Consider the following 12,915-nt stretch of genomic DNA (forward strand, 5'->3'; position numbering starts at 1 on the left):
AAACTGGCCCTGCCCGAAATGAGTAAGGCGCTTTTGGGGTAAAAATGCGAAATTAATATGATATTTGCATCTTCGTATGGAAAGTAAAAGACAACAGAAGTTTTCGCGCCTGATTCAGAAAGAACTGGCAGATATTTTTCAGCGTGAAGTTCCGCACCTTTTTAGCGGCGCTTTTATATCGGTAAGCACAGTGCGCGTATCGCCTGACCTGGGTCTGGCGCGCACTTACTTAAGCGTTATGATGGCCCCTAACCCACAGGAACTTCTGCTGGAGGTACGTTTAAACATTAAAACCATCCGCCATCACCTGGCCCAACGCATAAAAAACCAGGTGCGCGTGATACCGGAACTGGCATTTTACCTGGACGACAGTGCCGAGTATGCCGCCAACATGGATAAAATTTTCAATAAACTCGATATCCCCCCCGCAAGTGAAGACGAGGAGGAAGACGACACTTACAAAAAATAAAAGTGAAAGCTAAGGCTCACCCTTATGCAGTATGATCCGATAAAACGCGTGCTTGGAGAAGCCTTCAACAAGACGCCTTTCCTCCGCCGCGTATTTTATAACCTGCTGGACCTGCTGTTGCTGCGAACCTGGCACGTGCACAAAGAGTTGCGGGAATGGACTGTAAGCCGCCGCGACAAAGAACAGCACATCCTGGATGCCGGCTCTGGCTTTGGGCAGTATACGTATTACCTATCAGGTATAAGCAGTAAGTGGAGTGTGCTGGCGGTGGATGTAAAAGAAGAGCAGGTTTCGGATAGCAACTGCTTTATACGCGCTATTGGCCGCCACAACGTACTTTTTAAAATAGCTGACCTGGTTAAGTACAGGCAGCCGAACAGCTACGATCTCATCCTATCGGTAGACGTGATGGAGCACATCCTGGAAGATGTGGAAGTGTTCCGTAACTTTCAGGCCTCCCTGCGTTCCGGCGGGATGCTCGTGATCTCCACCCCCTCCGATCAGGGAGGCTCGGATGTGCACGGCAAAGGCGAGGAGTCGTTTATAGAAGAGCATGTGCGCGACGGCTACAACATCAAAGAAATACAGGATAAGTTAAAGCTGGCGGGGTTTAGAAGAGTGGAGGCCCGATATTCTTACGGGAAGCCGGGCCAGATCTCCTGGCGCTTGTCTATGAAGTACCCGATGCTGTTGCTAAACGTGTCTAAAATATTCTTCCTGCTGCTGCCGTTCTACTACCTGGTTACGTTTCCGGTAAGTATGGTGCTAAACTGGCTGGATGTGAACCAAAAGCACCCTTCCGGCACAGGCCTGATCGTGAAGGCCTGGAAATAGCCGAACGGGCTGTTGGTTACGCTTTTATCTCAACCCCTTGGCCGCTAAAGCAAGTAGCATAAAACGTAAAATGATCAACGACCACATGTCCTCAAGCCTCAAATAATGAACGTGCCTTTTCTGATAGCGAAGCGTTATTTTTTCTCTAGAAAGAAGAGGAACATTATTAGCATCATCTCGAACATCGCCATGATCGGGGTGGCTGTAGGTACGGCAGCGTTGATCATTGTGCTCTCCGTTTTCAACGGGCTCGAGGATCTGATCCGCGAGATCTACTCCAGCTTCGACTCCGACCTGAAAATCACCGCTGTAGAGGGCAAGTCGTTTGAGACAGACACTGAATTTATGAACCGGATACGCCGCACGCCCGGTGTGGCCATTGTGTCGGAGGTGATCGAGGACAATGCCCTGTTGCGCTACAACGACCGGCAAATGGTGGTTAAGGTGAAGGGTGTGAGCGATAACTTTTTTGAGCAAAACGAGATTGCCGACGCCGTGGTGGAAGGCAACAGCCAGCTAATTCGCAACGATACGTACCACGCTTTGGTAGGGCGCGGCGTGCAATACCAGCTCTCCATCCGGCCCAACAACCAGTTTGTGCCTTTGCAGTTTTTGTACCCACGCAATGCCAAGTTTAACCCCCTGAACCCCGAAGGGGCCTTTAATAGCTTAAACATAGTGCCCGGCGGGATTTTCGCCATCGAACGGCAGTATGACGATGCGTACGTGTTTGTGCCCTTGAACTTTGCCGAAGAGCTGTTGGAATATGGCAGGCGGCGCACATCCCTGGAGATCAGGATTGAAGCGGGTGCTAAACTCGAGCAGGTAAAGCGCGCACTGCAGCAGACATTGGGCACTGGATTTAAGATACAGAACAGCGATGAGCAGCACACCAGCTTGCTGCGCGCTGTAAAAGTGGAGAAACTTTTTGTATTCATTACCTTTGCCTTCATTCTGTTCATCGCCTCGCTTAACATCTTTTTCTCCCTTTCGATGCTGGTGATCGATAAGAAAAAGGACATTGCCATACTCGCCTCCATGGGGGCCACGGCAAAGACAATCCGCAATATATTTTTACTGGAGGGTGCCCTGGTGGCCTTTATTGGCGCCGCTTACGGCCTTACCACGGGCATGCTAATCTGTAACCTGCAACAGTCGTTTGGGTTGGTAAGTATGGGTATGGCCACCTCGGTAGTAGAGGCTTATCCAGTTAAAATGGAAATAGAGGATTTCGTTTTCACCGGCCTCGCTATCGTGGTAATTACCCTGCTGGTATCCATACGGCCTGCCCGTAAAGCCGCTGCCATGTCGGTTACGGATAACCTGTAGTTTTCCCCAGATACCTTGCATGCTTTTCCGGGTGTTTCAGACGCCTTGTTCAAGATCGCCAAAATGGTTGGTTTCTGCTAAGCAGGCAGATTTAGCTAAGTGGGATAATATCGGGGTGAATAGCCACTTTATTGATAGGAATTAAGCTGCTTTAGGATTAAATTTGAAGTCCTAAAAACTGACTTCGGCATGAAAGTTTATACCACGCAGCCTTTTCAGGTCATTTATTCGCTGTTCGAGCACGAGTACCTGGGGTACCTTTTCGAGTCTTTTGTGGTGCAGGTAAACTCCCGGGGGCAGCTTACCCTACAGCACCAGAACATCTCCGCTAAAAACGCCGATGAGTTTGCCTCCCGGCTCGATGACAACGATTTCAAACTGATCCAGCTGATCGACCAGGTGCAGCAGGATGCCGTGCTGAAGCGCTTCTCAACCAAAAAGATGTCGCCGGTAGATTTTTTCCTGAAAGTATACGATCCGGAGAAAGGAGATAAAACGCTACAGGAAACCATCAGCCATTATATTCAGGTGCGGATGGGCAAGATTCTGGAACTCTTGCGCACCAAGATGACCTTTATCATGGGCAAGGATGGCGAGCCTACCTGGAAACGCATCAGCATAGCCCCGGAAAAAGCCTCGGTGCTTTTCCATTTCATGCGCAACACCGACAACACCCACTATTTCCCTACCTTAAAATACAACGGCCAGAAGCTGGAGTTTCAGTACCGGAATGCAGCGCTTATATGTTATGAGCCTGCCTGGCTGATGCTGAATGATGTGGTTTACAGTTTTGAGAAAGCTGTTGATGGGAAGAAGCTACAACCCTTCCTGAATAAAAAATTTATCGTGGTGCCCCGTTCCGTAGAGGAGAACTACTACCGCAAATTCGTGGCCCCTTTGCTGGAATCGTTTGATGTGCATGCCAAAGGGTTTGACATCCAGTCAGAGAAGTATGAGCCAAGCCCCTATCTGCAGTTTTCCGAGGTTGCCGCCTCCGATGCACCCTCCGGCAAGGCAAACGGCAACGGCGCAGGCAATAAGATCCTGTTCAACCTTTCCTTCAAGTATGGCGAGCACATGGTGCAGACCCAGGAGGCAAAGCGCATCAGTGTAAGTATGGAGAAAACACCGGACTCCTATATTTTCCATAAGCTGATTCGGAACGCGCACCACGAGAAAGAATATGCTAAAGAGCTGAGCAAGCGTGCGCTGGAGATGAAGGGCGGGCAGGCAGTGCTGGATAAAAGTGAGGCCTTTGCGTGGCTAAACACAAACCTGCAAGAGATTGAACAGCTGGGTTTTACAGTAAAGCAAACCGAAAAGAACGGAAAGAATTATTATATCGGGGAGATTAACCTGGAGGTAGGCATCTCAGAGAAAAACGATTGGTTTGATATTTACGGCACCGTTCGGTTCGGAGAGTTTGAGGTGCCCTTTATCAAGCTGAAAAACCATATACTTACCAAGAACAACGAGTTTCAGCTCCCTAACGGGCAGATAGCCATTATTCCGGAAGAGTGGTTTACGCAGTACATCGAACTTTTTGCGTTTTCGGAGGGCGAGCACCAGCTCACCTTAAAAAAGCACCACATGGCGTTGGTGAACGACTTGCAGAACGGGAACCTGGCTACCGTAACCATGAGCCGCAAGCTAGAGCAACTGCGTGAGTTTGAAGCCATAGAGGACAAGCCGCTGCCCTTAGGTTTTGTGGGTGAGTTAAGGCCTTACCAGAAAGCCGGGTATAACTGGCTGCATTTTGTGCAGAATTACAAGTTCGGCGGCTGCCTGGCCGATGACATGGGCCTGGGGAAAACCGTGCAGACTCTAGCCATGCTGCAGCACCGGAAGGAAAACGGGGCAGCATCGGCTTCGTTGCTGGTAATGCCGACATCGCTGGTGTATAACTGGATAAACGAGGCGCAAAAGTTTACCCCCAACCTGCGCGTGCTAAACTATACGGGCACCTACCGCACCAAAAGCGTGGAGCAGTTCGCTGATTATGATGTTGTGCTTACCTCTTATGGCATTGTGCGCTTGGATGCCCTGCTGCTGAAGTCTTATTATTTCGATTACATTATCCTGGATGAGTCGCAAGCCATTAAGAACCCTGATTCCAACACATCCAGGTCGGTGCGGGAGCTAAAATCGAGACATCGGCTTATCCTTACCGGTACGCCGGTAGAAAACAGCACTATGGACCTGTGGTCGCAGATGTCGTTTATTAACCCGGGCCTGCTGGGCAACCAGCATTTTTTCCGGAACGAGTTCCTAAAGCCCATCGAGAAAGAGAAGGACCTGCAGAAAACCCGCAAGCTGCACGCGCTGATCAAGCCGTTTATATTGCGCAGGCATAAATCGCAGGTGGCCAAAGAGCTGCCGGAAAAGATAGAGCACACGACCTTCTGCAAGATGACGGAGGAGCAGGAGCATGCCTACGAGGAGACCAAATCGTTTTATCGCAACAAGATACTCAACAACCTGGAAGAGAACGGGCCGGGCAACACGCAGTTCATGCTTTTGCAAGGCCTAACCAAACTGCGCCAGATTGCCAACCACCCCCTGATGACCGATCCGGGCTATGAGGGGGAATCGGCCAAGCTGAAAGAGGTGCTACGCATGACCAAGAACATCGTTGGCAAAGGGCACAAGGTATTGATTTTCAGCCAGTTTGTAAAGCATCTGGAGATCATTCGAAAAGTGCTCGACGAAAGAGAGATTGCTTATACGTACCTGGACGGAAACACCAAAAACCGGCAGGCGCAGGTAGAGCGTTTCCAGAACGACGAAAGCATTCAGGTATTCCTGATCTCGCTGAAAGCCGGCGGCGTGGGCCTTAACCTGACGGCCGCAGACTATGTGTTTATACTTGACCCCTGGTGGAACCCGGCTGTGGAGGCCCAGGCCGTTGACCGCGCGCACCGCATCGGGCAGCAGAAAACGGTGTTTACGTACAAGTTTATCACCAAAGACACCGTAGAGGAAAAAATCCTGGCCCTGCAAAACCGCAAGATTCAGCTGGTAACCGATTTGATCAGCAACGACGAGACCATTATCAAGAGCCTTTCGAAAGAGGACATTGATAACCTGTTGAGCTAAATTGTTAATTAGAGGTTATGTAAATAAGGGGTTAAGAGAAATTTTAATAACATTTAAGTAAGGGTATAGCTTATAAACACACGTTTTTGAGCTCCTTCTACTTAAACGTAAATCTTTATTACCAATAACTTCTTGTTCTATACAACCTCTAATTAACGATTAAGCCCATGCAGCTCCATCTCAAAACTAACGTCAGCCAGGATTACCTGCAGGTTTTCAATGCTTTTGATGAACAGCTGTTCGGGAAGCTGTCGCCTGCTTACCCCAAGCTAAAGCTGTTGCGTTTTGATGGCAGCGAGCCAGGCGATGTAGTGGATGTGGAATTGCAAACCGGCCTTGCCTCGTTTCGCTGGACCAGCCTGATCACTGAAAGGCACATAACGGACAGGGCTGCATACTTTGTGGATGAGGGCCAGCAATTGCCCCCGCCTCTGCGGCTGTGGCACCACAAGCACCTGGTCACAAAACAGGGCACGGGCGCCATTATTCACGACATCATTACTTACAGCACCGGCTACAAGCTCCTGGATCTGGTACTATTTCCCATCATGCGGGTTCAGTTTGGAATGCGAAAGCCCGTATACCAACAAGAGTTCGGGAAAATATAGAACCTGCAAAACCTTTCCTGCCCACGCTAGTTTAGAGCACAGTAAGTAGAAACCCGTAAAGGAAAAGATGGCAACGGCCCACATTATAGGAGCAGGAATTGGCGGCATCGCCTCAGCAATCCGGCTGGCCCTAAAAGGCTACGATGTAACGGTGTTTGAAGCCAACGATACCTTCGGGGGCAAGATGCATCAGTTCAGGCTGGGCGGCTACCGCTTCGATGCCGGCCCCTCGCTGTTTACCCTTCCTCACCTGGTGGATGAACTCTTTACACTGGCAGGCCGGCAACCGGAAGATTATTTCACGTACACCCGCCTCGACCCGATCACACACTATTTCTGGCCCGATGGCAGCCATGTAAAAGCCTTTGCCGACCCTGCGCAGTTCGCAGCAGAAGCCGAACAGCAGCTGGGCGTGCCCAAACAGGCGGTGCAGGATGCGCTTGCCAAAAGCGGCCGGCTCTACCAAGGCACAGCAGACACGTTTTTGCACAAGTCGTTGCACAAGCTGGATACATACTTCAGCACCGATGTGCTGAAAGCCCTGAAGTGCCTGCCGGACCTGGGCCTGACCAGCACCATGCACGAGGCGAACGCAAGGCAGTTCACCGATACGCGCTTTGTACAACTGCTGGATCGTTTTGCCACTTACAATGGCTCCGACCCCTACCAGGCACCAGGCACCCTGAACCTCATCCCGCACCTGGAGCACAATGTAGGGGCGTTTTACCCTAAAGGTGGCATATACGCTATTGCGGAAAGCCTTGTAAAGCTGGCGATGGAGTTAGGCGTGGCATTTAAGTATCAGGAGCCGGTTGAGCGGATAATTACTGAAAACGGTGCGGTTACAGGCGTGCAGACAGAAAGGGGCAAATATAAGGCCGATGTGGTGGTGAGTAACATGGATGTGGTGCCTACCTATCGCAAGCTGCTGCCCGATCAGCCGGCGCCCGAAAAAACTCTGCAGCAACCCCGCTCCAGTTCTGCACTGATCTTTTACTGGGGTATAAAGCTGGCTTTTCCGCAACTGCACGTACACAACATCTTTTTCAGCCAGGATTATAAAACGGAGTTTAGGCATATCTTCCAGCAGCAGCGTGTTAGTCCGGACCCGACTGTGTATGTAAACATTACCTCCAAGGCCGATGCCGCAGATGCCCCTACTGGCTGCGAGAATTGGTTTGTGATGGTAAACGTGCCGCACAACCAGGGCCAGGACTGGCGGAAGCTGACCGCCGATACACGTGAAGCTGTTCTGAACAAGCTTAGCAAGATGCTTCAAACCGAAATCGCGCCGCTTATAGAGGCAGAACAAGTGCTGGACCCGCTCCAGATCGAGCACCGCACCTCCTCATACGCGGGGGCCTTGTACGGCAGCAGTTCTAATAACCGAATGGCCGCCTTTCTGCGACACCCGAACTTTAGCAACAAAGTAAAAGGATTATACTTTTGTGGAGGAAGCGTACACCCGGGCGGAGGTATCCCGTTATGTTTGTTATCAGCTAAAATTGTGGGAGAGATGGCCCCTGCGCCACATAATTATAATTAAGTTTGGCTATGCCCGATACTAAAGTTGCGCCTGCTGTAGTGCCCTTCCTGGGGAGGTATAAAAAATTCGCGCTGCCTCTGGCGGTGGCCGTGTTGTTTATCTTTCATGCCGTAGGTGCCTGGGGCCTGGTGTTTAGCGGCGAGCCGGCTTATTTTCAGAACCTTACTCCGCTTAACCTGCTGCTAACCCTGGGGCTGCTTTTTGCCTTCCATCGGCAGTGGACCAGATCTTTTTTCATGTTTGTCGCCATTGTATTTCTGACAGGCTTTTTTTCGGAGGTGCTGGGTGTGCACACCGGTCTGCTGTTCGGCAATTACGCCTATGGGGAGGCGCTTGGCTTTAAAGTATGGGAAGTACCGGTACTCATCGGGTTAAACTGGCTCATGCTGGTGTATGTTACGGGAATGGTGAGCAACAGGCTACCGCTGCCCTGGGTAGCTAAGGCCTTCCTGGGTGCCGCCCTTATGCTGCTGTTAGATTTCTTTATCGAGCCTGTTGCCATGCAATATGATTTCTGGCACTGGCAAGGAGGGCAAATTCCGGCCACCAACTACGCAGGGTGGTTTAGCCTGGCCCTGCTGCTACAGGTCTTTTTCCAGAAAAGCACTTTTATTAAAAGTAACCGAATTGCGCGCTACGTATATCTGGTGCAGCTTCTTTTTTTTATTTTCGTTTATGCGGCTCATTAACCCGTTAAAATCGTAAAGCATATAAATAATTTAGGTCGCTTCATACTGTAATGCATTACCCAAAAGTCTAACTTGCGTTTTTAATTATCTACGCCATGCTCGCGTAAGTGAATAATCATATAATCCCTACATTTAAAAGATGACATTTCAGGAAACCATACTGGAGGAAACCCTTCAGATATTCAAGAGAGAGGGCATTGCGGCAAATTCTGAAGATGCGCTGATTAGCAAACTGGATATCAGAAAATCCACTTTCAATGAGATGTTTGCTGATAAGGCCGACCTGGTAAAAAAGACAGTTCTTTTTGATATGGAAACTCAAAAAACTGACCACGTGCGCATCATGGCGAATGCCCAAAACCCGATAGAATCAATCATGCTGTTGCTGAAGGATGGCCTTGAGAACCTTAAAGTTACCAATCCATTGTATTATGTAGATATCCAGAAGCATTACCCTAACGTATGGCAGCTGTGCCTGGATCATTTAGGAACGTATTCTTATAATCAAATATCAACCATTATTAATGATGGGATCTTGCAAAGTCTTTTCAGAAAGGATCTCAATTTGCAGCTGGTAACAAAAATTATACTGGAACAGCTTACCATGATTCTGAATCCACAGGTTTTCCCGCCCGAGCGTTACAACATTGGAGAGGTGTTCCGGAGTGTTTACTTGTATTACATCAGGGGGATCTGTACGGAGCAGGGAGGGAAAATGGCCGAAACATTTTTTACGAAAATCAACTCATAAACTAGAAAGCTGCCCAATGTAAACTGGGCAGCTTTCTAGTTTATGGGTTTTATAAGAAGGTACGCCCGTTTGCCGGTAATTCGTTTTGCCTGCCATATAAAGCGGCAAAAATTTCTGAGGCTGGTTTATCGCCTGCCCTATCTAACTGATTGATACGCGTACTTTTTTCGTATACTCCCTCAACGATGTTTTAAATTCGTTTTCATTTTCTTTCATGTCGTTCAGAATCCAGACGGCAGCCAGAACATGCGTCAGCATCTCGCCTTCATCCTCCCCTTCCACAGCAATGGCTGGTTGCCGCTCATCCACAATCGCTTCCTCGGCAGCCAACAACTCATGTAGTTTGTAGTTTTCAACCAGGTTCTTTATAGCGGGTATCTTCATGGTGGTTTAAGCGTCGAGTTTATGGATAAGTGCAAGTACAGCTTCTTCCTTGCTGGCAGCAACAGAATCTACCAACTCCCCGTTTTTGAAGATAGCGAAAAACGGGAGGTTTGTCACCTCAGCCAACTTCCGGGCCTCCGGGCTCGTTTCTGCATTCACGTCAACAAAGGCAATGTCAGCAAAGCCCTCACTATCGGACATGCGCTTAAATTTAGGCGAAAACAAGCGGCAACTGCCGCACCAGTCGGCATAGTACTTTACTACAACCTTTTTATTAGAACCAACAATGTCGTTAAAATCGCTGTCGGTTGCTTTTATAATAGCCATATAATATATTTTAAATCAGTTTAAAAATAAGATAGTGCCTCCCTAATCATACTGCCTGCAAAAGTAAATGTTACAGGCCAAATATGCAGGTTTTTCCATGCTGAAAGTAAACAAGACCCGGTGCACAATGTTTTATTTACCCGCCCGGTAGCCCGTGTAGTCAGGAAACTATAACAGCCCCGGCGGGGGTTATAACAGGAGATGAGCACCCGAAATGAACATCTTTTAAACCTGAATTGTATAAAAGAAACTACACTGCAATTTTGTATCTTTGTAGTCTAAAACCAGATAAGAACAATGTTAGATAAGTTAGAAGCCATTAACAAGCGTTTTGAAGAGGTAAGCCAGTTGCTTATCCAGCCTGACGTGGCCAGCGACATGAAGAAGTACAAGGCGCTGAACAAGGAATACAAGGACCTGGACAAAATAGTAGTTGAATATAAGAAGTACCTGAACATCCTGAGCAACATAGACAGCGCCAAAAAGGTGATCGCTACAGAGAAGGACGAAGACTTCCGTGAAATGGCCAAAGGGGAACTGGATGAACTGCTGCCGCAGCGGGAGCAAATGGAAGATCATCTGAAAGAGCTCCTGATCCCCAAAGACCCAGACGACAGCAAGGATATCATCATGGAGATCCGTGCGGGTGCGGGTGGCGACGAGGCTTCGATCTTCGCCGGCGACCTGTACCGCATGTACATCCGTTTTGCTGAGAAAATGGGCTGGCGCACCGAACTGATCGATGCGACAGAGGGCACCTCGGGTGGATACAAAGAAATTATGGTGGGCATGTCGGGTGAGGATGTGTATGGCAAGCTCAAGTTTGAGTCTGGCGTGCACCGGGTGCAACGCGTGCCGGCAACAGAAACACAGGGGCGTATTCATACTTCGGTAGCCTCTATTGTAGTGTTGCCAGAGGTGGAGGAGTTTGATGTGGAGATTGACATGAACGACATCCGCAAAGACCTGTTCTGTTCTTCCGGACCTGGTGGGCAGTCAGTAAACACGACGTATTCTGCGGTGCGCTTAACCCACTTGCCAACGGGCCTGGTAGCCCAGTGCCAGGACCAGAAATCACAGTTAAAGAACTTCGATAAAGCCCTGGCGGTACTTAGGTCCCGTATTTACGAACAGGAACTGGCCAAGAAAAACGAGGTGGAAGGCGCCCAGCGTAAGTCGATGGTAGGTAGCGGAGACCGCTCTGATAAGATCCGGACGTATAATTACCCGCAGGGCCGCGTGACCGATCACCGCATTGGCTACACCGTGTATAACCTGCCTAACGTAATGGATGGCGGCATCGACGACTTTATCGAGGAGTTGCGCATTGCCGAGAACGCAGAGAGGTTGAAAGAAGGCGTTACGGCTTAACAATACCAGATAAACAAAAACGAAAAGGAATGCAGAAGGCAAGTTTAGCTGTGCTGCATTCCTTTTTTCTGTTTTATAGTTAAATTGATGCACACTTGCCATGCCATTACTAAAGCGCTAGTTTGAAGTACCTACTTGCCATACTGCCCCTGCTCCTTACGCTTGCGATGCTCTCGTGCGAGCCCAAAGATGAGGTTTTCACCACCGACCCTGGCGCCGTGCTGGAGTTTTCGGGTGATACCCTGCTGTTCGACACCGTGTTTGTGAGCCGTGGCAGCATTACCAAGCGGCTAAAAGTATATAACCGGAACAAAAGAGCCGTTAATGTAGGTGAGGTGTCGCTGGCCGGCGCTGGCGCATCCCCTTATCAGCTAATCGTGAACGGCGTGCAAAGCCCGTTGGTGAACAACCTCACTATCCGGGGCGGCGACAGCGTATACGTGCTGGTAAAGGTCAACATCAACCCCTCCGACGAGAACCTACCTTTCCTGGTAGCCGATTCCATACTTTTCAGGACCAACGGGCAGCAGCAGAACGTAAAGCTGGTGGCGTATGGGCAGAATGCGTATTTCCATCGCAAAGAAACCCTGACCACCACCACTTGGAAGAACGACAAGCCACACGTGCTCCTGGACACGGTGCTGCTGCAGGAGGGTGCCATACTTACCATCGAAAAAGGCACGCATGTATTTGGCAGCAACAAGTCAGTGTTGCTGATAAACGGGCAACTGCTCGTAGAAGGCACCCCGGAGGAGCGCGTGGTCTTCAGCGGGTACCGCCGGGAACCCGACTACCTGGCCGCCCCCGGGCAATGGGAGGGCATCCGGATTCTGGTTAAGAGTGCCGGTAACAGCATTCGGTACGCCGACATCCGCAACACGCAGTACGGGCTCCGTATTGGCAACCCCGGTAGGGTGGGCACGCTGGTGGAGGGTTGTGCCATACAATATGCTTTCCTGGACGGTATTGTGGCCTTTACTTCTGATGTGCGAGTCGTGAACACGCTGATCAGCAACTGCGGGCAGTATGGCTTCGGAGGACTGGGAGGTGGGAACTATGAGATCATTTATTCTACCATTGTAAGTTATAAGAACCCCCTTTTACGCGAAACTCCCCTGCTGGCCATTGCAGATTTTATACCCGGCACGCAGGTGAAAGAGAAGCCTACGGTACTGCGACTGATAAACTCGATTGTATACTCCGATGGTTTCAGCGCTGATAATGAGGTGCTGGTGCTACCTATAACGGCGGCAGTGGAAGTAGCCAACAACATTCTGCGAACGGATGTTTACAAAGAGCAGCTGAAAGGCAACGGTAACAAACTGAATGTGCTCCCCAAATTCAAAGCCCCCGATAAAGCCGATTTCAGACTGGATACCCTCTCCCCGGCCAATGGCGCGGCTAAGTATCTGCCAGCGGTGTTGCAAGACAAGCGCGGTAAAACACGCAGCCAAACCGCACCGGATATAGGTGCCCTTGAAAGGTTGATCGATTAAACCCGGGCGGCAAGT

12 protein-coding genes are annotated in these 12,915 nt (G+C 49.7%); 10 read left to right on the forward strand and 2 right to left on the reverse strand.

Translation table 11 applies throughout. The features are described from left to right. Positions 1–76 precede the first annotated feature (76 nt). The 8 genes from rbfA (at position 77) to AC4BAN_RS06715 (ending at position 9,322) form a co-directional block, all read left to right on the forward strand. Entirely contained in the window at positions 77–469 is a 393-nt protein-coding gene (gene rbfA, locus AC4BAN_RS06680) for a 30S ribosome-binding factor RbfA (RefSeq protein ID WP_490563610.1), read from the forward strand. A 24-nt stretch (positions 470–493) separates the two neighbouring features. Continuing rightward, a complete protein-coding gene (locus AC4BAN_RS06685; protein WP_490563611.1) occupies positions 494–1,303 on the forward strand; it encodes a class I SAM-dependent methyltransferase in 810 nt (269 codons plus the stop codon). A 105-nt stretch (positions 1,304–1,408) separates the two neighbouring features. Next, a complete protein-coding gene (locus AC4BAN_RS06690) occupies positions 1,409–2,632 on the forward strand; it encodes an ABC transporter permease (RefSeq protein WP_490563612.1) in 1,224 nt (407 codons plus the stop codon). 189 nt (positions 2,633–2,821) lie between these two features. Continuing rightward, positions 2,822–5,728, forward strand: coding sequence for a DEAD/DEAH box helicase (locus tag AC4BAN_RS06695; RefSeq protein WP_490563613.1), 2,907 nt, complete (start codon positions 2,822–2,824; stop codon positions 5,726–5,728). Between the two features lie 167 nt (positions 5,729–5,895). After that, positions 5,896–6,336 carry an SRPBCC family protein gene (locus AC4BAN_RS06700; protein WP_490563614.1) on the forward strand — a complete coding sequence of 147 codons (441 nt, stop codon included), beginning with the start codon at positions 5,896–5,898 and terminating at the stop codon, positions 6,334–6,336. 67 nt (positions 6,337–6,403) lie between these two features. Beyond that, entirely contained in the window at positions 6,404–7,882 is a 1,479-nt protein-coding gene (gene crtD / locus AC4BAN_RS06705) for a 1-hydroxycarotenoid 3,4-desaturase CrtD (protein ID WP_490563615.1), read from the forward strand. Positions 7,883–7,890: 8 nt separating this feature from the next. Further along, positions 7,891–8,571 carry a carotenoid biosynthesis protein gene (locus AC4BAN_RS06710; protein ID WP_490563616.1) on the forward strand — a complete coding sequence of 227 codons (681 nt, stop codon included), beginning with the start codon at positions 7,891–7,893 and terminating at the stop codon, positions 8,569–8,571. A 139-nt stretch (positions 8,572–8,710) separates the two neighbouring features. Then, positions 8,711–9,322, forward strand: a complete 612-nt coding sequence (locus AC4BAN_RS06715) for a TetR/AcrR family transcriptional regulator (protein ID WP_490563617.1) — start codon at positions 8,711–8,713, stop codon at positions 9,320–9,322. Between the two features lie 141 nt (positions 9,323–9,463). Here AC4BAN_RS06715 and AC4BAN_RS06720 read toward each other — a convergent pair whose 3' ends face one another. Together AC4BAN_RS06720 and AC4BAN_RS06725 are read right to left on the reverse strand one after the other, a co-directional pair. Beyond that, a complete protein-coding gene (locus AC4BAN_RS06720; protein ID WP_490563618.1) occupies positions 9,464–9,706 on the reverse strand; it encodes a DUF6952 family protein in 243 nt (80 codons plus the stop codon). A 6-nt stretch (positions 9,707–9,712) separates the two neighbouring features. Beyond that, positions 9,713–10,033, reverse strand: a complete 321-nt coding sequence (locus AC4BAN_RS06725; RefSeq protein WP_490563619.1) for a thioredoxin family protein — start codon at positions 10,031–10,033, stop codon at positions 9,713–9,715. 297 nt (positions 10,034–10,330) lie between these two features. Between AC4BAN_RS06725 and prfA the strand changes: the two genes are divergently transcribed. Together prfA and AC4BAN_RS06735 are read left to right on the forward strand one after the other, a co-directional pair. Continuing rightward, positions 10,331–11,404, forward strand: coding sequence for a peptide chain release factor 1 (gene prfA, locus AC4BAN_RS06730; protein ID WP_490563620.1), 1,074 nt, complete (start codon positions 10,331–10,333; stop codon positions 11,402–11,404). 122 nt (positions 11,405–11,526) lie between these two features. After that, positions 11,527–12,900 (forward strand): hypothetical protein, encoded by a 1,374-nt coding sequence (locus tag AC4BAN_RS06735; RefSeq protein WP_490563621.1) that lies wholly within the window; start codon positions 11,527–11,529, stop codon positions 12,898–12,900. Positions 12,901–12,915: the final 15 nt, after the last annotated feature.

The organism is Pontibacter sp. GD13 (assembly GCF_058216355.1).

What these genes read in the sequence shown, in the direction of transcription:
- AC4BAN_RS06700 (WP_490563614.1), top strand. Translation starts at nt 5,896, where the DNA reads ATGCAGCTCCATCTCAAAACTAACGTCAGCCAGGATTACCTGCAGGTT.
- AC4BAN_RS06690 (WP_490563612.1), top strand. Translation starts at nt 1,409, where the DNA reads ATGAACGTGCCTTTTCTGATAGCGAAGCGTTATTTTTTCTCTAGAAAG.
- crtD (WP_490563615.1), top strand. Translation starts at nt 6,404, where the DNA reads ATGGCAACGGCCCACATTATAGGAGCAGGAATTGGCGGCATCGCCTCA.
- AC4BAN_RS06715 (WP_490563617.1), top strand. Translation starts at nt 8,711, where the DNA reads ATGACATTTCAGGAAACCATACTGGAGGAAACCCTTCAGATATTCAAG.
- AC4BAN_RS06685 (WP_490563611.1), top strand. Translation starts at nt 494, where the DNA reads ATGCAGTATGATCCGATAAAACGCGTGCTTGGAGAAGCCTTCAACAAG.
- prfA (WP_490563620.1), top strand. Translation starts at nt 10,331, where the DNA reads ATGTTAGATAAGTTAGAAGCCATTAACAAGCGTTTTGAAGAGGTAAGC.
- rbfA (WP_490563610.1), top strand. Translation starts at nt 77, where the DNA reads ATGGAAAGTAAAAGACAACAGAAGTTTTCGCGCCTGATTCAGAAAGAA.
- AC4BAN_RS06695 (WP_490563613.1), top strand. Translation starts at nt 2,822, where the DNA reads ATGAAAGTTTATACCACGCAGCCTTTTCAGGTCATTTATTCGCTGTTC.
- AC4BAN_RS06720 (WP_490563618.1), bottom strand. Translation starts at nt 9,706, where the DNA reads ATGAAGATACCCGCTATAAAGAACCTGGTTGAAAACTACAAACTACAT.
- AC4BAN_RS06725 (WP_490563619.1), bottom strand. Translation starts at nt 10,033, where the DNA reads ATGGCTATTATAAAAGCAACCGACAGCGATTTTAACGACATTGTTGGT.
- AC4BAN_RS06710 (WP_490563616.1), top strand. Translation starts at nt 7,891, where the DNA reads ATGCCCGATACTAAAGTTGCGCCTGCTGTAGTGCCCTTCCTGGGGAGG.